General features: G+C 72.1%; 18 protein-coding genes. 10 read left to right on the plus strand and 8 right to left on the minus strand.

Going from position 1 to position 19,503, the window contains the following annotated elements:
- Positions 1-27: 27 nt before the first annotated feature.
- Positions 28-2,280, minus strand: coding sequence for a glycogen debranching protein GlgX (glgX, locus tag ACQP17_RS25285; protein ID WP_433858327.1), 2,253 nt, complete (start codon positions 2,278-2,280; stop codon positions 28-30).
- Between the two features lie 241 nt (positions 2,281-2,521).
- Here glgX and ACQP17_RS25290 point away from each other — a divergent pair, with 241 nt between their 5' ends.
- The 7 genes from ACQP17_RS25290 to ACQP17_RS25320 all read left to right on the plus strand — a co-directional run bounded on the left by ACQP17_RS25290 (position 2,522) and on the right by ACQP17_RS25320 (position 9,275).
- A complete protein-coding gene (locus tag ACQP17_RS25290; protein WP_433858328.1) occupies positions 2,522-3,838 on the plus strand; it encodes an Ig-like domain-containing protein in 1,317 nt (438 codons plus the stop codon).
- Positions 3,839-4,014: 176 nt separating this feature from the next.
- Complete coding sequence (locus tag ACQP17_RS25295; protein WP_433858329.1) at positions 4,015-5,253, plus strand: L,D-transpeptidase; 1,239 nt, start codon at positions 4,015-4,017, stop codon at positions 5,251-5,253.
- A gap of 81 nt (positions 5,254-5,334) precedes the next feature.
- On the plus strand, positions 5,335-6,102 hold the full coding sequence (locus tag ACQP17_RS25300) for an enoyl-CoA hydratase/isomerase family protein (RefSeq protein ID WP_433858330.1): 768 nt from the start codon (positions 5,335-5,337) through the stop codon (positions 6,100-6,102).
- Positions 6,103-6,376: 274 nt separating this feature from the next.
- Positions 6,377-6,904 (plus strand): ATP-binding protein, encoded by a 528-nt coding sequence (locus tag ACQP17_RS25305; RefSeq protein ID WP_433858331.1) that lies wholly within the window; start codon positions 6,377-6,379, stop codon positions 6,902-6,904.
- A 122-nt stretch (positions 6,905-7,026) separates the two neighbouring features.
- Positions 7,027-7,551 (plus strand): hypothetical protein, encoded by a 525-nt coding sequence (locus ACQP17_RS25310; protein WP_433858332.1) that lies wholly within the window; start codon positions 7,027-7,029, stop codon positions 7,549-7,551.
- A gap of 57 nt (positions 7,552-7,608) precedes the next feature.
- Positions 7,609-8,391, plus strand: a complete 783-nt coding sequence (locus tag ACQP17_RS25315; protein ID WP_433858333.1) for a DsbA family protein — start codon at positions 7,609-7,611, stop codon at positions 8,389-8,391.
- Entirely contained in the window at positions 8,388-9,275 is an 888-nt protein-coding gene (locus ACQP17_RS25320; RefSeq protein WP_433858334.1) for a cytochrome c biogenesis CcdA family protein, read from the plus strand. The genes ACQP17_RS25315 and ACQP17_RS25320 overlap by 4 nt, the downstream gene beginning before the upstream one ends.
- A 61-nt stretch (positions 9,276-9,336) precedes the next feature.
- Here the strand turns inward: ACQP17_RS25320 and dgt are convergent, their stop codons facing one another.
- From dgt to ACQP17_RS25340, 4 genes are all read right to left on the minus strand, one after another.
- On the minus strand, positions 9,337-10,662 hold the full coding sequence (dgt, locus tag ACQP17_RS25325; RefSeq protein ID WP_433858335.1) for a dGTP triphosphohydrolase: 1,326 nt from the start codon (positions 10,660-10,662) through the stop codon (positions 9,337-9,339).
- A gap of 58 nt (positions 10,663-10,720) precedes the next feature.
- The gene (locus ACQP17_RS25330) at positions 10,721-11,074 is read right to left on the minus strand and encodes a hypothetical protein (protein WP_433858336.1); all 354 of its coding nucleotides are present in this window, start codon (positions 11,072-11,074) and stop codon (positions 10,721-10,723) included.
- 195 nt (positions 11,075-11,269) lie between these two features.
- Positions 11,270-12,100, minus strand: coding sequence for an ammonia-dependent NAD(+) synthetase (nadE, locus tag ACQP17_RS25335; protein WP_433858337.1), 831 nt, complete (start codon positions 12,098-12,100; stop codon positions 11,270-11,272).
- Between the two features lie 165 nt (positions 12,101-12,265).
- Positions 12,266-12,820, minus strand: coding sequence for a GH25 family lysozyme (locus tag ACQP17_RS25340; protein ID WP_433858338.1), 555 nt, complete (start codon positions 12,818-12,820; stop codon positions 12,266-12,268).
- Between ACQP17_RS25340 and ACQP17_RS25345 the strand changes: the two genes are divergently transcribed.
- A complete protein-coding gene (locus tag ACQP17_RS25345; protein WP_433858339.1) occupies positions 12,819-13,166 on the plus strand; it encodes a hypothetical protein in 348 nt (115 codons plus the stop codon). The genes ACQP17_RS25340 and ACQP17_RS25345 overlap by 2 nt on opposite strands.
- A 41-nt stretch (positions 13,167-13,207) precedes the next feature.
- Here the strand turns inward: ACQP17_RS25345 and ACQP17_RS25350 are convergent, their stop codons facing one another.
- Positions 13,208-14,428, minus strand: a complete 1,221-nt coding sequence (locus ACQP17_RS25350; protein WP_433858340.1) for a glycosyltransferase family 4 protein — start codon at positions 14,426-14,428, stop codon at positions 13,208-13,210.
- Between the two features lie 340 nt (positions 14,429-14,768).
- On the opposite strand from ACQP17_RS25350, the gene ACQP17_RS25355 reads away from it, so the two are divergent.
- The gene (locus ACQP17_RS25355; protein WP_433858341.1) at positions 14,769-15,833 is read left to right on the plus strand and encodes a hypothetical protein; all 1,065 of its coding nucleotides are present in this window, start codon (positions 14,769-14,771) and stop codon (positions 15,831-15,833) included.
- 248 nt (positions 15,834-16,081) lie between these two features.
- A complete protein-coding gene (locus ACQP17_RS25360) occupies positions 16,082-16,642 on the plus strand; it encodes a hypothetical protein (protein ID WP_433858342.1) in 561 nt (186 codons plus the stop codon).
- A gap of 79 nt (positions 16,643-16,721) precedes the next feature.
- On the opposite strand, the gene ACQP17_RS25365 is transcribed toward ACQP17_RS25360, so the two are convergent.
- Both ACQP17_RS25365 and ACQP17_RS25370 read right to left on the minus strand, forming a co-directional pair.
- Entirely contained in the window at positions 16,722-19,157 is a 2,436-nt protein-coding gene (locus tag ACQP17_RS25365) for a site-specific integrase (protein WP_433858343.1), read from the minus strand.
- The gene (locus tag ACQP17_RS25370) at positions 19,154-19,495 is read right to left on the minus strand and encodes a helix-turn-helix domain-containing protein (protein ID WP_331746744.1); all 342 of its coding nucleotides are present in this window, start codon (positions 19,493-19,495) and stop codon (positions 19,154-19,156) included. The genes ACQP17_RS25365 and ACQP17_RS25370 overlap by 4 nt, the downstream gene beginning before the upstream one ends.
- Between the last annotated feature and the right edge of the window lie 8 nt (positions 19,496-19,503).

The raw sequence follows: 19,503 nt of genomic DNA on the forward strand, positions 1-19,503 counted from the left end.
CCGTGCACCGGCCGGCGGACCCGCGACTCACCCCGGAACGGCCCGGAGCAGCACCACCGACCGCCCGGCCAGGGTGAGCGTGCCGCCCGCCGCGAGGGGCGGCTCCGCCGGACCCGGCTGCTCCTCCCGCGCGGTGTCGACGAGGAGTTCGTAGGCACCCGCCCAGGGCGGCCCGGGGAGGGCGATCTCGCGGGGCCGGCCGGCGGCGTGCAGGAACGCGAGGAAGCTGTCGTCGACGATGCGCAGGCCCTGCTCGTCGCGCTGGGAGATGTCGTTCCCGGAGAGGTACATGCCCAGCGTGGCCCCGGGGGTGTACCAGTCCTGCGCGGTCATCTCCGTGCCCTCCGCGGTGAACCAGGCCAGATCGCGCAGGCCGCCCTGGTGGTGCGGCCGGCCGGAGAAGAACGCCCGGCGCCGGAGCACCGGGTGGGCGCGGCGCAGGGCGATCAGGCGGGCGGCGAGGCCCGCCAGCGGGCGCCACCGCGGGTCGTCCAGGAGCGACCAGTCGAGCCAGCTGGTGGGGTTGTCCTGGCAGTAGGCGTTGTTGTTGCCGTGCTGGGTGCGGCCCATCTCGTCGCCGGCCACCAGCATCGGCACGCCCGTCGACAGCAGGAGGGTGGTCAGCAGGTTGCGCAGCTGGCGGTGGCGCAGCGCGGTGACCTCCGGATCGTCGCTCTCGCCCTCGGTGCCGCAGTTCCAGGAGCGGTTGTCGTGGGTGCCGTCCCGGTTGCCCTCGCCGTTGTCGGCGTTGCGCTTGTGCTCGTAGGTGACCAGATCGCGCAGGGTGAAGCCGTCGTGCGCGGTGATGAAGTTGACCGAGGCGTAGGGGCGGCGGCCGCCCCAGGCGTAGAGGTCGCTCGACCCGGAGAGCCGGTAGCCCAGATCGCGCACATCGTGCTGGGCGCCGCGCCAGAAGTCGCGGACGGTGTCGCGGTAGCGGTCGTTCCACTCCGTCCACAACGGGGGGAAGGCGCCGACCTGATAGCCGCCCGAGCCCACGTCCCAGGGCTCGGCGATCAGCTTGACCCGGCGCAGCACCGGGTCCTGGGCGATCACGGCGAGGAACGGGGAGAGCATGTCGACGTCGTGCAGGGAACGGGCCAGCGCGGCCGCCAGGTCGAAGCGGAAGCCGTCCACGCCCATCTCGGTGACCCAGTAGCGCAGCGAATCGGTGATCAGCCGCAGCACCTGGGGCTGGACGACGTGCAGGGTGTTGCCGCAGCCGGTGTAGTCGGAGTAGCGGCGCGCGTCGCCCGCCAGACGGTAGTAGCCGCGGTTGTCGATGCCGCGCAGTGACAGCGTCGGCCCCAGTTCGCCGGCCTCCGCGGTGTGGTTGTAGACGACGTCGAGGATCACCTCGATGCCGGCGTCGTGCAGCGCCCGCACCATCCGCTTGAACTCGCCGACCTGCTGCCCCCGGGTGCCGGTGGCCGCGTATCCGGCGTGTGGCGCGAAGTAGCCGATGGAGTTGTAGCCCCAGTAGTTGCGCAGCCCCCGCCGCACCAGGTGGTCCTCGTGCGCGAACTGGTGGACGGGCAGCAGCTCGACGGCGGTGACCCCGAGCCGGACCAGGTGCTCCAGCGCGGCGGGGTGCGCGAGCCCCGCGTAGGTGCCGCGCAGCCGCTCGGGGACGCCGGGGTGGCGCATCGTGAAGCCCCGTACGTGCAGTTCGTAGAGCACGGAATCCGGCCAGGGTGTCTTGGGCCGGCGGTCGTCCTGCCACTCGTCGGCGCCGCCCTCGTTTGCGGTGTCCTCGCCGACCACCACGCCCTTGGGGACGTACGGCGCCGAGTCCCGGTCGTCGCGCACGGTGTCGGCGAGCTGCTGCTGCGGCCAGTCGCGGACGTGCCCGTAGAGCGGGGCGGGCAGCGCGGGCCGGGGACCGGGCTCCGTACGGGCGCCGAAGTCGCCGTCCACGGCCCTGGCGTACGGGTCCAGCAGCAGTTTCGCCGGATTCCAGCGGGCGCCGGTCCAGGGGTCCCAGCGGCCGTGGACCCGGTAGCCGTAGCGCTGTCCGGGGCCGACACCGGGCAGGAAGCCGTGCCAGATCTCATGGGTCAGCTCGGTGAGCGGATGGCGCGTCTCGCGCTCCGCGTCGTCGAAGAGACACAGCTCCACGGCCTCGGCGCCGCCCGCCCAGAGGGCGAAGTTGGTGCCGGTGACGCCGTCGGGGCCGGTGCGGTGGCGGGCCCCGAGGGGGGTGGGGCTGCCGGGGCGGATGTCCGCGGGTGGGGCGAGCGGTTCGTCCGCCACCGCCTCCCGCTCGGGTGCGCTCGACACGTGCCGGCCTCCTGCGGCTCATGGCTCGGTCGGGCGGAGCCCCGGCACGGGGGCACCGCCCAGCGTGAGCTGGGGGAGTCCCGGCCCTGCAGGTGTCCCGCCCTCCCCGTTGTTCTTCCCGCAACCGGGCGTTGCCTCACGCGTCCCGTGCCGGGGGCTCGCCGTTCGCCCCACGGTGTCCGTGACATTCCGTTACGCGGCATACCTCCCTTCTTGCGCCTCATCCGTCACAATCCGGTATATGACCGCCCATCAGCAGGACCGAGCAGGGGACCGAGCGCACCTCCGCGGCACCGCCCGGGTACGGGAGCGCGTGCCGGGCCGCACGCGCCGCCGGCCGGGCCGTCCGGCGGGTGCCCGGCCGGCCGCGCGCGCCCGCCTGGCCCTCGCGGCCCTGGCCGGGCTGGCGGGGGCGGCTGCGCTGGCCGGCTGCGCGGACGCGGAGGTGTTCACCGGCGACAAGCCGCGCTCCCGGGAGCAGACGATCCGGGTCGTCCCGCACAACGGCGCGCACGGCGTACGGGCCGACGGGCGGTTCGAGATCCGGGTGCCGCAGGGGCGGCTGGAGCGGGTCTCGGTCAGCCGGACCGGTGCGGCCGGCCGGCGGCCCGTCGCCGGGCGGATCGCGCACGACGGGCTGAGCTGGCGGCCGGCGCACGCCCGCCTGCAACTCGGGGCTACGTACACCGTGGACGCGGTCGCGCTCGACGGCGCGGGCCGTCGCGCCCTGCGCCACACCACCTTCACCACCGCCGCCCCCGACCGCCGGCTGATCGGCTACTTCTCCCCGCAGAACGGCACCACGGTCGGCACCGGCCTGATCTTCTCGCTGGTCTTCAACCGGCCGGTCGCCGACCGCGCGGCCGTCGAACGCGCCGTCACGGTCGGCGCCCGGCCCGCCGTCGAGGTCGCCGCCCACTGGTTCGGCCCCCGCAGGCTGGACTTCCGGCCCCGTGCGCGCTGGCGGCCGGGCACCACGATCACGGTCCAGCTGCGGCTGCGCGGGGTGAAGGCCGCCCCCGGCTCCTACGGGGTCCAGCGCAAGACCGTCCGCTACCGGGTGGGGCGGGACCAGGTCGGCGTCATCGACGCCGCCCGGCACACCCTGACGGTGCGCCAGTCCGGCCGGGTGACGGCCGTGCTGCCGGTCACCGCGGGCGACGACGACAACCCCACCTACAACGGGACGATGGTGATCCTGGAGCGGCATTCGGTGACCCGGATGAACGGCGGCACCGTGGGCTTCGGCGGCGAGTACGACATCCCCGACGTGCCGCACGCCATGCGCCTGACCCGGTCCGGGACCTTTCTGCACGGCAACTACTGGGCGCCGCCCGAGGTCTTCGGCGGTCTGAACACCAGCCACGGCTGCGTCGGGCTGCGGGACATCAAGGGCGGCGGCCCGCACACCCCGGCCGGCTGGTTCTACGACCGCTCGATCGTCGGCGACACCGTGGTGGTGGAGCACTCCCCGGAACGCACGGTCGCGCCCGACAACGGCCTCGGCGGCTGGAACCTGCCCTGGGGGCCGTGGCGGGCCGGATCCGCGCGGCGCTGACCCGCGCCCGGCCCGGCGGCGCTCCGCTCCCGCACCACCCCCGCACTTGGGACTGAACGGTGACCTCCGCGGGGAGTTCACTGTCACTGCGGTGTGGTTATCTAACGCCAAGCACGCGGCTGTGCGCATCCGCGTGCGGGGGACCGCGGGCCGTGCGAGGGGAAAAGGGGCCAGTCGTGAACGTCCAGCCGCATTCGGGGGTGCCGGCTCGCCGGCGTCGGTTGCCGCACAAGGGGGGAGGCCCGCTCGCGCTGCTGCTCGGCGCGCTGCTGCTGCTGGTCACCGCCTGCGGGGGCGACGGCGACGAGGGGGCGGCGGCCGGCAAGGCCGACGGGGACAAGGCCGCCTCGCAGGCCGCCGTGACGATAGCGCCCAAGGACGGCGCGGACGGCGTCGCCACGAGCGGCGCCCTGAAGGTGACCGCCCGCAACGGCAAGCTCAAGTCCGTCACGGTCAAGGACGCCAAGGGCAACGAGGTCGAGGGCAGGACGGCGGCCAACGGCGCCCTGTGGCAGCCGAGCGGCCACCTGGGCGCGTCGACGGAGTACAAGGTCGACGCCATAGCGGTGGACGGCCGGGGCAAGGAGGCCGCCGAGCACTCCCGCTTCACCACCCTCGTCCCGAAGAACACCTTCATCGGCCGGTACAGCCCGGAGGACGGCCAGCAGGTCGGCGTCGGCATGCCGGTCTCGCTCCGCTTCACCCGCGGCATCACCGACCCCCGGGCCGTCGAGGACGCCATCGAGGTCAGTGCGAAGCCCTCGGTCCCGATCGAGGGCCACTGGTTCGGCAACGACCGGCTCGACTTCCGCCCCGAGAAGTACTGGGCGCCCGGCACCAAGGTCACCCTCAAGCTGAACCTCAACGGCGTCGAGGGCCGCCCCGGTGTCTACGGCACCCAGGCCAAGGAGGTCTCCTTCACCGTCGGGCGCAGCCAGGTGAGCACGGTCGACGCCGGCTCCAAGCAGATGACCGTGGTCCGCGACGGCAAGAAGATCAAGACCATCCCGATCACCTCGGGCGGACCGGGCACCGAGACGTACAACGGCAAGATGGTCATCAGCGAGAAGCACCTCGTGACGCGGATGAACGGCGACACCGTGGGCTTCGGCGGCGAGTACGACATCAAGGACGTGCCGCACGCCATGCGGCTGAGCGACTCCGGCACCTTCATCCACGGCAACTACTGGTCGGGCCGGGCCACCTTCGGCACCCGCAACGCCAGCCACGGCTGCGTGGGCCTCTTCGACCAGCGCGGCGGCGGTGACGGCTCCACCCCGGCGGCCTGGTTCTTCCGCAACTCCGTCATCGGCGACGTGGTCGTCGTCAAGAACTCGCACGACGAGACGATCCAGCCGGACAACGGCTTCAGTGACTGGAACCTCTCCTGGGAGAAGTGGAAGGCCGGCCGGTAGGACGGCAGCGGCGGACGGACCCGGTGCACTGTGACCGAGTGCACCGGGTCCGCGTGCGTTAACGCGTACTAACCTTCCGGTATGACTGTGAATCTCGAGGTCGCCGACGGCGTCGGCACCATCCGCCTGGACCGTCCGCCCATGAACGCCCTGGACATCGCCACCCAGGACCGGCTGCGCGAGCTGGCCGAGGAGGTCACCCGTCGCGACGACGTGCGCGCCGTCGTCCTGTGGGGCGGCGAGAAGGTGTTCGCCGCCGGCGCGGACATCAAGGAGATGCAGGCCATGGACCACGCGGCCATGGTCGTCCGGTCCAAGGCCCTGCAGGACGCGTTCACCGCCGTGGCCCGGATCCCCAAGCCGGTGGTCGCCGCGCTCACCGGCTACGCCCTGGGCGGCGGCTGTGAGCTGGCGCTCTGCGCCGACTTCCGGATCGCCGCCGACAACGCCAAGCTCGGCCAGCCGGAGATCCTGCTGGGCCTGATCCCCGGAGCCGGCGGCACCCAGCGGCTGGCGCGGCTGGTGGGCCCGTCCAAGGCCAAGGACCTGATCTTCACCGGCCGTCAGGTGAAGGCCGACGAGGCGCTCACGCTCGGCCTGGTCGACCGGGTGGTGCCGGCCGCGGAGGTCTACGAGCAGGCGCACGCCTGGGCGGTGCGGCTGGCAGCCGGTCCGGCGCTGGCCCTGCGGGCCGCGAAGGAGTCCGTCGACGCGGGCCTGGAGACGGACATCGACACCGGGCTGGCCATCGAACGCACCTGGTTCGCGGGGCTGTTCGCGACCGAGGACCGCGAGACCGGCATGCGCAGCTTCGTCGAGGAAGGGCCCGGGAAGGCCAAGTTCCGCTGAAACGGCTGATGTTGGCGAGGTGGCTGAGGTTTGCCCGGTGCGTCATGCCCCGTGTGGGCGAATGACGGAAAACTTAATTGCGCCTTAAGGCAACCTTGTTGGCGCATCGGGCCGTTCGCCCGGACGTCCGATGTCCTCGCAGGTCAGCCGGGCCTGCCGGAACCTTAACTGCCGTTGGCATATGTCGCCCCGGGGGGATGGAACCCACGATTCCGGACAGCGGATTCCGTCGGTTCCACCCCCGTCGGCGCCGGACAGCGGCCATGATGGGGGCATGGCGGGCCTCGAAGAAATGGAGCAGCCGCGGCCGCGGAACGATCCCGCCGCCGCAGACCGGGGCATGCCCGGGAGCGAGGGGGAACCGGTGCCGCTGCCCCGCGGACCGTTGTCCACCGCACTCGACCCGGCCGCCGAACCCACCCTCGGCGAGGTCCGGCTGCCCTCCCGCCCGCAATCCGCCGGGATCGCCCGGCGGCTGACCGCCGCCGTGCTCCTCAGGCAGTGGTCCCTGACGCCCCAGCTCGCCGAGCACGCCGTCCTGCTCGTCTCCGAACTCGTCGGCAACGCCGTGCGCCACACCGGCGCCCGCACCTTCGGGCTGCGGATGCTGCGCCGCCGCGGCTGGATCCGCATCGAGGTCCGTGACCCCTCCCGCGGGCTGCCGTGCCTCATGCCGGTCCAGGAGATGGACCTCAGCGGCCGCGGGCTCTTCCTCGTCGACACCCTCTCCGACCGCTGGGGCGTGGATCTGCTGCCCCGCGGCAAGACGACCTGGTTCGAGGTGCGGATCGCCGACCGCTGACGGCCGGCCGTTCCCCCGCCCGGACCACGAGGTGTCCCGCGGCCCGGCCGGTGCGCCGCCCGCGCGCGCACGATCCGTAGGATGGGTCGTTCATGCTCACGCCGGGACGAAGGGGAAGGAACATGCGCGCTGTGCGCCGGTCGGCCGCGCTGACGCTGCTGCTCCTGCTCGCCGTCACTTTCGGGCCGATGCTGTGCCGGATCGGCGGCGACCAGGCCTGGCTGGCGGGCCGCGCGGCGACGGCCGCGGCGCACTGGCGCACGGGCCTGGTGGCGGCCGACGCGGCCGGCTCCCTAGCTCACGCCGACGCCGGTGCCCACGCCGGCGTGGGGCCCGTCTCCGCGCGCCCGGCGGACGCCGGCGGCGCACCGCGGCGGGCCGCCGCCCACGGCGGCCCGCGGCTCGACGACCACGCGCCGCTCCCCGTCGCCACCACGCCCAAGCGCTGCTCCAACCGCCACGCCCCGGGGACCGACGAGTCCGCCCCGCTGCCCGCGCCGCACCGCGGGGAGCCGCTCGCCCCCGCCACCGCCGGCGCGGGACCGCGCGCCGCCGACCTGCCGGCACAGCACGCGCTCGCCCGGCCACCGACGGACGCCGCCCCCGCCGTCGACGACACCTCGCTCCTGCCCGTACTGCGGATATAGGCCGCCGCCCCGACGCACCCGGTCTGAATTCCCCCTCCGTACGTCTGGAGCTTCCGCATGCCCACATCCGCTTCCCGCACCCGCAAACTGGCCGCCGTCGGCGCGGTCCTCGCACTCGTCGTCGCCGTGATCGCCATCGGCGTCGTCATCGCCAAGTCCACCGCGTCCGGCGGCGACGCCGCGTCCGGGGCCGCGTCCGGCGCCTCCTCCTCGCCCGAGGCCAAGGAGGACCCGGCCCAGCAGAAGATGTTCGACGACCTCGCCCGGCGGACCACCCGCCGCGAGGACGGCGACCCGCTGGCCGTCGGCAAGAAGGACGCCCCGGTGGTGCTGGTCGAGTACGCCGACTACCAGTGCTCGTTCTGCGGCCGCTTCACCCGTGAGACCCAGCCCGAGCTGATCAAGAAGTATGTCGACGAGGGCACCCTGCGCATCGAGTTCCGCAACTTCACCGTCTTCGGCGCCGACTCCGAGCGGGCCGCCCGCGCCTCCTGGGCCGCGGGGCAGCAGGGCAGGTTCTGGCAGCTGCACGACCAGCTGTACGCCAAGACCCGCAAGGGCGCGGCGCTCGCCGAGGACAAGCTCGTCGGCCTGGCCCGCGACAGCGGCGTCAAGGACATCGACCGGTTCCGCGCGGACATGAAGAGCGCGGACGCCGACAAGGCGCTGAAGAAGGATCAGGACGAGGGCTACCAGCTGGGCGTGCAGTCCACCCCGTCCTTCCTGGTCAACGGCCGGCCGGTGGCCGGCGCCCAGCCCCTCGCGGTCTTCTCCCAGGCCGTCGACGAGGCCGCACGGGCGGCCAAGGACCGGCCCGCGGACAAGGGGGCCGCCAAGTGAGCGACATCGGCTATCTCGCGGCGTTCCTGGGCGGGGCGCTGGCCCTGCTCAGCCCGTGCAGCGCCCTGCTGTTGCCGGCGTTCTTCGCCTACTCCCTCTCGACCCCCGGCCGGCTGGTGGCCCGCACCGGAGTGTTCTACCTGGGACTGGCCACGACGCTGGTGCCGCTCGGCGCGGCCTCCACGGCGGCCAGCCGGCTGTTCAACGGGCACCGGGAGCTGCTGATCGCCCTCGGCGGCTGGATCGTCATCGCCCTGGGCCTGGCCCAGATCCTCGGTCTGGGCTTCGCCTCCCGCCGCGCGCAGGCCGCGGCCGCGCGGATCACCCCGCGCTCCGCCGTCTCCACGTTCCTGCTCGGCTGCGTCTACGGCCTGGCCGGCTTCTGCGCGGGGCCGATCCTCGGCGCGGTGCTGACCGTCACCGCGGTCAGCGGCTCACCGGTGTACGGCGCCTCGATGCTCGCCGTCTACGCACTGGGCATGGCCCTGCCGCTGTTCGTGCTGGCCCTGCTGTGGGACCGCTGCAAGCTCGGCACCCGGGGCTGGCTGCGGGGCCGCGAGTTCACCCTCGGCAGGCTGCGGCTGCACACCACCTCGCTGCTGTCCGGGGTGTTCTTCATCGGCATCGGCGTGCTGTTCCTGCGCTTCAACGGGACCAGCGCGCTGCCCGGGATCCTCGACGCGGACGCCGAGTTCCGGGTCGAGGAATGGGCCCGGCGGCTCGGGAACGCCGTACCGGACTACGCGCTGGTCGCGGTGGCCGCACTGATCGTCGCGGTGGTGCTGGGCCGGATCGCACTGCGGCCGGAGAAGCAGCCGCCGCCGCGGGACGGGGCGGAGCGGCCGCGGAGCGGGGCCGGGCAGCGGGAGGGCGGCGCCGACTAGCCGCCGCGCGGCCGCCGGGCCGGGCCGCCGCACGGTGGCACCGGCCCCGGCCGCCGCGCTCTCACAGCCACACGTTGTCGTTGACCGACCCCAGGCCCGTGCCGGACAGCCGGCGGTGCAGCGCCAGGGCCTGATCCTCGGTCAGCGAGGCGACATGGTCCGCGGCCGCCCGCAGCAGGTCGCCGTGGAGCGCCAGCTCCTCCGCGCGGTCCGGCGGCAGCAGCTCGGGGGCGTCATGGCTCCAGCGCAGCAGCTCGCCGACCACCCGCCGCTTGCCGTGCTGCTGGGTGGCCAGGGCGGGGCGGTCGATGACGTAGCACCACACCAGCTCCTTGAGCAGATCGCAGGCGGCCCGCCGCTCCGCCGGGATCAGCAGCCGCGCCCCGTAGCGGATCGCCGCCGCGCCGCCCACCTCCAGCTCGATCCCGCGGGTGAAGTACGAGATCAGATCGGCGGTGCGGCGGTTGACCGCGACCGCGTCCTCGTGGCTGCCGCTGTACGGCGCGGGCACCGCCAGCCGCTTGCCGATGTCCGCCATCATCACCAGCGCCGCGTCCCGGTCGAACGCCTCGCCCGCGCGGGCCCGCTTGGCCTGCACATAGTCCAGGAAGCGCAGCGTCTCCCGCTCGGTCTCGGCGCTCGCGGCGCCGTCCGGCGGGAACAGCGCGGCCAGCGGGATCAGGCCCGTGCGGTAGAAGTCCTCGACGTCGTGACAGGCGTAGGTGACGTCGTCCGCCCAGTCCATGACCTGCTCCTCGACCGGTACGGCGGTGTCCGTACGGCCGGCCCGCACCCAGGAGAACGCCTCCCGGTCGGCGACGTAGACCCCCCACTTCACATGGCGCGCCGGATCCCGGTCGGCCGGCGCGCGCTCCCAGGGGTACTTGGTGGAGGCGTCCAGGCAGGCGCGGGTCAGGTGCAGCCCGCGGTGGCCCGGGTACTTGTGGGCGGCGAGGAAGGTCAGCACCCGCAGGGTCTGGGCGTTGCCCTCGAAGCTGTCCAGCACGCCGTCGGCGCGGTGCAGTTCGTCCATCGTGGCGCGCAGCGCCAGCTCACCGGCGTGCCCGAAGGGCGGATGGCCGATGTCGTGGGCCATGCACGCCGCCTCGACGAGCGCCGGGTTCGGGCCGCCGTACTGCCGCTCCAGCCGCTCCGCCATCCGCCGGCCGAGCTGCGCCACCTTCATGGAGTGCGTCAGCCGGGTGTGGTACGCGCCCAGCTCGGCGCTCGCCACCACCTGGCTCTTGCCGGCCAGCGCCCGCCACTGCGTGGAGTACAGGATCCGGTCGACGTCGTGCTCGAACCCGGAGCGCTGCCCGTCGTCGGGCACCCGCCGCCGCAGGGAGTGCTGCTCGAGGTCCTCATCGCTGTATCTGGCAGGTCGCATGCGCGGATGGTAGTCCGGCGGGCCGGGCCGGGGCCCGCCGGTGGTCGCCGGTGGTCGCTCAGGCGTTCAGCCGGTGCCGCCAGCGCGGGGGGAGCCGGGCGTGCGGGCGGGCGTGCAGGGGGTGGGCGTCGGCCCGGCGCCGGCGGTCGTTGCACAGCAGGCACTTGCCGTAGCCCGGGGGCAAGGGGTCTTCGGGGTCGCCGTACAGCGGGTCGACCGCGCCGTGCGGGTGCAGGGCGCAGCCGGTCGGGCCGGTCTCCGCGCCCAGCGAGCCGGCGGCGGCCAGCGCCTGCCGCAGGACGTGCACGAGTTGGTCGGCGTCGCGCCGGTTCGGCGCGCACTGCAGGGCCGAGGCCAGGTCGGAGGCGGTGGTCAGTGCGCTCTGGAGTTCGCGCAGGTTTGCGTCACCCATGCCCCGGAGCGTAGGCGGCCCCACTGACAGTTGATCTTCCGATCGCACTTCGCGGCTTCCCATGGCCGCATGCATGCCCGCTCCGGCCCACGGTTTAGCACCGACACGGTGACGGTCCCCTGGCCAGGGCATGACGGGTGGGGGCGGGGCGGGGCGACGGCGCCCCTCAGTGCCTCCTCCCCCGCCGCCGGCATCTCACGGTGCGATCGGCAGCGCGCGCTTGTGCGCGGTGAGCCGGTAGCGGCGGACGATGGCCCCGGCGGCCTCGTCGTCGACCGCCCGGCCCTCCAGGAAGTCGTCGATCCGGTCGTAGCTCACGCCGAGCGCGTCCTCGTCCGGCTTGCCCGGGTCGAGCGTCTCCAGATCGGCGGTCGGCACCTTGTGGACCAGCTCCGCCGGGGCGCCCAGCGCCGCCGCGACGGCGCGTACCCGGCGCTTGGTCAGACCGGTGAGCGGCACCACGTCGGCCGCGCCGTCACCGAACTTCGTGAAGAAGCCGGAGACCGCCTCGGCCGCGTGGTCGGTGCCCACGACCAGGCCGTCATGGGCACCGGCGACCGCGTACTGCGCGATCATGCGCTGGCGGGCCTTGATGTTGCCGTGCACGAAGTCCTGGTGGTGGGCGTCGCGGAAGACCAGCCCGCCGTCCACCGCGGCCGCCAGCGCCGCGTCGCTCGCCGGGCGGACGTCGACGGTCAGCTCCCGGTCGGCGCGGATGAACTCCAGCGCCCGCCGGGCGTCCTTCTCGTCCGCCTGGACGCCGTACGGCAGCCGCATCGCGTAGAAGGTGGCCTGGTGCCCGGCGGCGCGGGCCCGCTCCACGGCGAGCTGGCAGAGCCGCCCGGTGGTCGTGGAGTCGACGCCGCCGCTGATCCCCAGGACCAGGGCGCGCAGCCCCGTGGAGGTCAGCCGGGCGGTGAGGAAGGCCACCCGGCGCTCGATCTCCTGCTCGGCGTCGAAGGACGCGGTCACCTGGAGATCCCGGGCGATCTCCTGCTGCAGGGCCTGGGACGCCGGGTCGGTCACGGCTGCTCCTCTGTCTGTCGTGTGCGTCATGCCGTTGTCGTGACGCACGGTCGTGGTGGCCCGCTCCCGTGTGACGCGCTGTTCCGCGAGGCGTACGCAGCGTGCGTGAGCCGCGTGCGTGCGCCTCCCGGGGGGGGCGCGAAGGGGCGTGCCGGTAGGAAAACCTTATGCCGGGTGCGCCCACTTCTTGAGGGCGGCCTTGCTCGCGAAGTTCGCGACGTCCTTGTCCAGCGGGGAATCGGTGTACTGGTGGATGCGCCACGCCGCCTTGATCCGCGGGTGTCCGGCGGAGACGTAGTCGGCGATCCACAGGCCGTCGGCCGCGTAGGACGTGGTGTCGCGGTGGAGCCAGAATTCGCGGTTGCAGTAGAGCAGCACGCGGTGGGTGGGGCGCAGCCGCTTCACCTCGGCCAGGAACTGGTCCTTCTGCGCATTGTTGGCGTACGTCCCGTCGCCGGTCAGCTCCCAGTCGCAGGCCAGAAGATCACCCTGGACCGAGGCGCACTTTTCGACGAAGTATTTCGCCTGGGCGGCGATATTTCCCGGCCACAGGAAGTGGTAGAAACCGACCACACAGCCCGCCTTACGGGCCTGGGACGCCTGTGCGGACTGGTGCGGATTGATGTAGGAACGGCCTTCGGTGGCCTTGACGAATACGAAGTCCAACCCCTCGGTGGAATATGAGGAGTTGTAGGAGCTGACATCGACACCGTGCAGCATGAACGGCCTCCTGCCGATCGGACCTGCGGATTCGAAGCGTCAACTGCTCGAAGCGGCAACCGTGTTGCGACGTGTGGTGGAGTTCCTGCCTTTGTGCGCCGTTGTGCCCCGGCACGCGTGTGTTCCGGTGTTCTCGTCCGCTGCCGCCGCCGTGATCAGGATCCGCTGCGATCCCGAACTGCCGTGTTACCGCAATGCGGTGTGGCCGGGATACGGCGTTTCCGTCGTCCGTGCGATTCGGTTTCGTTCCAGCAGTTTCCAGCAGTTCAGCATGTCGATACCGCAAGGCGCCAGATCGTGGTCGGGAAATTCCGTGCGGAAGAGCGGAACTGACGGCGCACCATGACGGGCCGGGTGCGCCGGTCCGCCGTTCGCCACCGGGTGGTCTCAGCGGCGCAGGGCCCGTCGCAGCAGCCGCCGCACCCGGTTGCGCAGGCGTCCCAGGGCCCGCTGCCGGGCCCGGCCGGTGCGCGTCGAGTGCAGCTCCTGGAACAGGTGTTCATAGCGCTCGGCGATCGGCTGCGGGTCGTAGCGGTGCGCGCTGTGCCGCGCGGCGTCGGCCATCTCGCGGCGGCGCTCGGGGGCCTCGATGAGTTCCAGCAGGGCGCCGGCCAGCGCCTGGCCGTCCCCGCGCGGCACCAGCAGCCCGTCCCTGCCGCTGTCGATGATCTCGGCGGGGCCCAGCGGGCAGTCGGTGCTGACCACCGGCACCCCGCAGCGCATCGCCTCGACGAGGGTCATGCCGAACGACTCGGCGTCCGAGGCCGAGGCGACGATCGAGGCCTTGGCGAACTCCGCCTCTATCGGCGAGCGCGGCCCGGTCAGCTCCGCCTGCCGGCGCAGCCCGAGGCCGTCGATCAGCCCCTGGAGCCGCTCCCGCTCGGCGCCGCCGCCGTGTATCCGCAAGCGCCAGTCGGGGTGCTTGGCGGCGACCGCCGAGAAGGCCTCGATCAGCAGGTCGAAGCGCTTGCCGCGGACCAGCCGGCCGGCCGCCGCGATCACCTTCGCGGTGCCCTCGGACGGCGGCCCGTCCGGCGCGGGCACGATGTTGGGCACCGCCAGGACCCGTACCCCCGGCAGCGGCATCCGGGCCCGGTAGACGGCGGCGTCCGCCTCGGTTGTGGTGACCAGGGCGTCCAGTGAGCTGTAGTGGCGGGCGAGTTCGGCGCGCAGCCGCTTGCCGTGGGCGTCGTGCCGCAGGTGCTCCTGGGCGATCCGCAGGGCCCGGCGGGGGCCGAAGCGGGCCAGGTAGACGTTGATGCCGGGCCGGGTGCCGATCAGCACGTCCGCTTCCGTGGCCCGCAGGAACTCCGCGGCGCGCACGTCGACCAGCCGGTTGTACTGGTGGTGGCGCTTCTCGGCGAGCGGGAAGTCCTGCGCGGGCTCGCCGAAGAGGGGATCGGCCATGTCCTCGCTGCCGACGCGGGTGTCCACCAGCGGCACCAGCCGCACCCGGGGATCCGGGGTGAACCGCGGGACCTCGCGGTGCCGCAGCATCGAGACGATCTCGACGTCGTGCCGGTCGGCGAGCGCGGCGGCGAGGTTGAAGGTGGTGCGGACGGTGCCGCCGATGGCGTACGCGTTGTGCAGCAGGAGGGTGATCTTCATGCGGTGCGGTGCTCTCCCCGAGGTGCCGAGTCGTGTGGACCGTCCGGTCCCCTTGCGACCCGGTCGTCGCGCCGTTCCGTCCGGCACGGGGCAACCGTGGCGGCAAGGGGTAAGTCAATGGCGTGGCCAGTAATGGTGGAGTCGGATGTTGCAACTCTCGGAATAGCCTCCTCGATCGCGCAGGGCAGGCTGCCAGCTCCTGAGCTGAGTGAGTGCTGGGGGGCTCCGGCTCTTGGATGCCCACTGGAACTGCACTCGACGTGCGGCACTGGTCCGCCATCTGGGTGACCCTCGCAGTGATCAAGGGGAATGCCAGAGCCCGTCTGATCATCATGGGCATATGAGTCGATTCGTATCCCGACGTACCGCCCTTGCCGCTGTGATCGCCGGTGCGGCTGCCGCAGGTCTGCCGCATGTTCCCGCTCTGGCCTCCGATCGTCGCGCAGCGGCCGAGGAGAGCGGGGCTGCGCGCGCGGCGTATCGCTACTCCGTCTACCTCGATTCCTGGTCCCAGCCGTGGGCTCCTGACCCAGCGCAGTTGGATCTGGCCAAGTCTCCGTCGTACATCGGCACCATCGTTTTGAGCTTCATGCAGCCTGACGCGCAATACACCCGCGGGTCCTATTCGTTGCGTGGGACCGGCCTCCAGTTTTCCTGCGAGGAGACCGTGCTGCGTGACGCGTTGTCTCTGCTGCGCGAGCGCAACCCCGGCGTCGAGGTGCTCGTCGGCATCGGCGGCGCAACCTACACGGGCTGGTACGCGCTCAACGTGTCCGCGATCGCCGACTTCGTCAGCGACTTCGGCCTCGACGGCGTCGAGGTCTGCTACGAACCATCGAACCCGGGGTGCACGCGATCCAGTAGCGGAATGGTGTGCGCAACAGATGAGGAGTCCATCTCGATCGTGAAGCAGCTCGCCAAGGGACTGCCCTCAGGATCGACTCTCTCGGTCGCCGTTGCGCACGTGGGTGCCTACGGCGAGGGAGCGTGGGCCGACTCCCAGCCGCTGTCTCCCTACACCGGAGCCTCACTGGCTCTGCTGCGCTCGGACGCGGCCTCTTCGATCACCCGGCTGAACATCCAAGCCTATGACGCCGGCACCGCGTACAACCCGAAAGAGGCTCTGGCCGCCTACCAGCACTACTTCAAGGGGCCCATCCTGCTGGGCGTCGGGATCGCACCCGACGCGTGGCCGCCGGAGGGATCACCTGATGCTCACGTACTGTCACTGCCCGAGGTCAAGGACCTGGCCAATGAGGTCAAGGACCGAGGCGCCGGCGGCATGTCGCTCTGGAGCCTGTACAAGCAGCCCAAGTCCGGCACGCCTGGTGCCCGGGAGGTCTCCCAGACCATCTGCGACGTCCTGGGCCTGGGCGACAGTACACAGCCGTGGCCGTGGAAGTGAGGCATCACGAGAATGGCTCTGCATCGGGCAGGGCCCTCACCATCCAAACGAGGCCCAGGGCAGGGCCCTTGTGGCCATGACGGATCAGGGACCGCATCCGTTTCCGAGAGTGTCCTCCACGGTTCCTCCCCGGGCTCAGGCACTCGAAGGTCTCCAGCGTGAAGAGCTCCTCGGAGCAGTGTCCGCTCAGGTCGCCGGAACAGGCGGCTTGGGCGTGGGGGCGCGGCTCGGCCCCGTAGTCTGTTTCCGTGAGGAACACCAAAGCTTTCAGGGATGCGGTCGCGCAGACGCTGGCCGAGCTCGCCCGCCTCGGGGTGACAATGCGGCCCGGGACCGTCGAGGACACCATCGAGGCCAACATGAGCAGGGTCGCCACCCAGCTGGGCGTCCAACAACGCTCCGCATGGCGGTACTTCGACGCGGCAGAGCTGGCCAAATCCCTCGCTGAGCAGCAGAAGGAGTTCGAGGCGTCCAGCGAGAGCGCCGGCGTGGGCGTGGCGCCGATGCCGCCGGTCAACAATCCAGAGTTGGCCTTGGTGTTGGCCGGCGTTCCGGACTCGCTCGTGCAGACCGGCGGGGACCTGTACGCAGTGATCATCAACGTTGCCGTGAACGCGTGGATGGCCGGTCACATCCACGGTGAGGACGGTTGCGAGGGCTGCGAGGGCAGCCGTGGTCCTTCCGGTCACGACTGGGACGACCGGATGAAGCAGATCACTGCCATGTCCCCGGACATCACCAAGTGGTTCGACCGGGATCGGTGGACCGCTGCGTTGCACGACAGCGGTTTCAGCATCGAGCGTCGCTGATCCGGTGAGGGCGGTGGGTTGTTGAAGCGGCGACCACCGACTTCGCCACCCTGCAGCACCATGATCGAACGAGCATGCTCTAGGGTCGGGACGGCGCCTTCGGTGATCGGGACCTCGCGCTCGACCGGCGGCTGACAGCAGCCGCGTAGGCCATCCAGTCCCCGGCCGACAAACGCTGCCACGAGACCGCTACGTCGACGGTCAGGCCGAGCTTGCGGGAGAGAATCGCCGCTGGCACCTCGGTGGCCAGCGCGAACAGTGCAGCGTTACGACTGGCTCCGGGGCGGACGCCGATCTTGGTGAGGCGCTTGCGCATCCCGGACTCGCTAATGTGCTGGCCTGGGCGGTTCCCCGGGAACAGCCATGGTGAGTCAGCGGGGGCGCCGAGGAGGGATCGGCCGCGCCGGGTCTCCAACAGTTCTCGCATGATCTGGTCGAGCGGGGGCGCGAGCCGGATCGGGGAGGGCCCAAGGTGCAGGAGTACCTTGCCGTCGTCCTCGGTGACCTGATCGGCTTTCAGCCGGATGACCGCCGACAGCTGCTGGGCGTAGAGCAGGATCACCAGGCCGGCCACACGGTCGGCCGGGCGTAGGTCCTCGTCGTGCAGGAGTCGGCGGGCGGCGGCCCACCGCTGGTCCTCGTCGAAGGGGCCGCTGACGCGGTGCTGGACGCGACGTGGCGGGACGATCCCCGACGCATGGCCCTGTGCCAACGCCCAGTGGAGGAACGCGATGGTCTCCCTGGGACGGATGCCCTTCGGAGGGACGTAGACGTCGACGTCGCTCTGGGTGCACGTCGCCATCGTGCGCCCCTGCTCGGACAGCCAGTCCAGGAAGGCGACGGCCGCGGCGAGGAGCCGGCGGATGTTCAGGTACTGCTGGCGGGTGGTGGACTCGCCGGGCTTGACGCGCTGGCGGAGTCGTCGCAGTAGCCGCCAGTGTGCGTAGCCGTGCAGGATCCGGCGCTCGATGGGGTTGGTGCGCGCGTCGACGGCCTCGCGGGCCAATGCCTCGAGCGCGCCCAACAGTTCGTCACGGTTCGGCAGCGTTCCGGCCGCGACCAGCACGCTGCGGATGTGCGCGAGCGTGGGAGTCTGCGGCAGCTCGTCGAGCAGGCTGTGGCCGAGCGGACCGGTCTGGTCCCGCAGCCGGGTGACGACCGCCTCGACCTCGGGCTTGCGGAGCCAGAGCAGGGCCGTATCCGGGCGTTCGACGCCCAGCAGCGCGGTACGCAAGGAGAGCAGGTCCGGCCGTATCCCGCTGGCGGGCCGGTCGAGCAAGTCGTCCACGTGGACGTCGAGTTGGCACCGCTGACAGGGAGCGGAGGAGATCTGCCAGCCGGTGCCGCAGCGGCCGCAGGACCTCCAGAAGGCTGGATCGGAGTTGTGGCAGCGGGCGCAGAGTGGTTTGTCGCGGGTGCCTGCGCGCACGGGAGCGACTGTGGAACAGCGGCTGCAGCGCATCCATCGGCCGACGCACGGTGGGCACCAGGGCAGGCCGGTGACCTGTGAGATCTCGACGTGTTTCTCGCGGCCGCACAGCGAGCAGGTGCCGGTGCGGCGGGGTCGGCAGTTGTTGCACAACGGGCCCTGGCCGGTGCGGTGAGCGACGGGACGCTGCTTGCCGCAGCCCGAGCATCGCTCCCGGACCACCGGGTCGCGGCTCCGGCAGGCGCCGCAGACCAGCAGGCCGGCCTCGTCCCTCCAGGCCAGGGGCCGTCGGTCGCCGCATCGGGTGCAGGGCTTGGACCGCGCGTCCTTGTCGCACGGCTGGCAGACCCGGACGCCGTCGAGCATCGGAGACAGGGGCCGCTGGTGGCCGCACCTGGGGCACAGCGGCAGGACCAGCTTCGTGGCGCCGGCGGCGACCAGCAGTTCGAGGAAGTGCAGGGCCACCGGTTCCGGTGCCTGGGCCCCTTCCCCGGTCAGGAGGTCGGGTTGCTCCAGCACGGTGCGCGCCAGTCGGCGCCGGACGGCGGGTCTGGCCGCCACCTGCCCCAGTGCCTTCGCCACGGCGTCCGCGGACAGCGTCGGATCCAGTTGGGAGACCAGTTCCACCAGGTCGCCTTCGTCGCTCCCGTCGTCGGGGCACTTCTGGCACAGAGGCTGCCCGTGTCGGTCGCGCTTGCTGACCCGGCGTACCCGGCCGCACCCCGTACAGACCTCGTTCGGCCGCTCGCAGGTCTTGCAGGTCCAGTAGCCGCCCCGGCGGCTGCACGGCGTACGCAGTTCCTTCCCGCAGTCGCAGCAGACCGGCGCGGAGACCTCCCGGGCCCCGGCCTTCTTCAACGCGACGAGCAGACGCCCGACCGACCACATCGACGGAGACCGCCCGGTAGCCAGCACCTGGGGGTTGCGCCGCAGTTCCTGCTCGACTCGGCGACGGGTGACCGGTCCCTGGACGGTGCTCGCCACGGTCTCCCGGACCAGTGCGGCGGGCAGGTGCCGCTCCACCTGGCAGATCAGTCCCGTGATGTCGTCCAGCGCATCGCCGCCGCCTTCGTGCCCCGGGATCATGTCGGAGTGATCCGAGCGCGCTTGGGCCGCAGGTCACCCAGCGCGGCCTCGGGTGCACTCTGGCCTGCCGCCGCCTTCCGCGGAGCCTTGCTGCTGGAAGCCGCGGCGATGGGCTCGATCAGGTCGTCCATCTGGCAGTTCAGGATGTCCAGGAGGGCCATGAGGACCTTCAGGCTCAGCCGTTCCGGTCGCTCCGCGACCAGGCGGTAGACCTGGCTGGAGGAGAGCGTGATGTCCCGCTCGGCCAGCAGCGGGATGAGGTCGCTGGTGGAGAACATGCCCTGCTCCGCCATCACCTTGCGCAGGTTCCACTGGTAGTCGAGCTTCGCGGCGCTCATCGGATCAG

The organism is Streptomyces kronopolitis, assembly GCF_050953795.1.
Lineage (GTDB): Bacteria > Actinomycetota > Actinomycetes > Streptomycetales > Streptomycetaceae > Streptomyces > Streptomyces kronopolitis_A.

What these genes read in the sequence shown, in the direction of transcription:
- ACQP17_RS25355 (WP_433858341.1), top strand. Translation starts at nt 14,769, where the DNA reads ATGAGTCGATTCGTATCCCGACGTACCGCCCTTGCCGCTGTGATCGCC.
- ACQP17_RS25370 (WP_331746744.1), bottom strand. Translation starts at nt 19,495, where the DNA reads ATGAGCGCCGCGAAGCTCGACTACCAGTGGAACCTGCGCAAGGTGATG.
- ACQP17_RS25345 (WP_433858339.1), top strand. Translation starts at nt 12,819, where the DNA reads ATGAACGGCCTCCTGCCGATCGGACCTGCGGATTCGAAGCGTCAACTG.
- ACQP17_RS25350 (WP_433858340.1), bottom strand. Translation starts at nt 14,428, where the DNA reads ATGAAGATCACCCTCCTGCTGCACAACGCGTACGCCATCGGCGGCACC.
- ACQP17_RS25315 (WP_433858333.1), top strand. Translation starts at nt 7,609, where the DNA reads ATGCCCACATCCGCTTCCCGCACCCGCAAACTGGCCGCCGTCGGCGCG.
- ACQP17_RS25300 (WP_433858330.1), top strand. Translation starts at nt 5,335, where the DNA reads ATGACTGTGAATCTCGAGGTCGCCGACGGCGTCGGCACCATCCGCCTG.
- ACQP17_RS25330 (WP_433858336.1), bottom strand. Translation starts at nt 11,074, where the DNA reads ATGGGTGACGCAAACCTGCGCGAACTCCAGAGCGCACTGACCACCGCC.
- ACQP17_RS25290 (WP_433858328.1), top strand. Translation starts at nt 2,522, where the DNA reads ATGACCGCCCATCAGCAGGACCGAGCAGGGGACCGAGCGCACCTCCGC.
- dgt (WP_433858335.1), bottom strand. Translation starts at nt 10,662, where the DNA reads ATGCGACCTGCCAGATACAGCGATGAGGACCTCGAGCAGCACTCCCTG.
- ACQP17_RS25340 (WP_433858338.1), bottom strand. Translation starts at nt 12,820, where the DNA reads ATGCTGCACGGTGTCGATGTCAGCTCCTACAACTCCTCATATTCCACC.
- ACQP17_RS25305 (WP_433858331.1), top strand. Translation starts at nt 6,377, where the DNA reads ATGGCGGGCCTCGAAGAAATGGAGCAGCCGCGGCCGCGGAACGATCCC.
- ACQP17_RS25310 (WP_433858332.1), top strand. Translation starts at nt 7,027, where the DNA reads ATGCGCGCTGTGCGCCGGTCGGCCGCGCTGACGCTGCTGCTCCTGCTC.
- ACQP17_RS25365 (WP_433858343.1), bottom strand. Translation starts at nt 19,157, where the DNA reads ATGATCCCGGGGCACGAAGGCGGCGGCGATGCGCTGGACGACATCACG.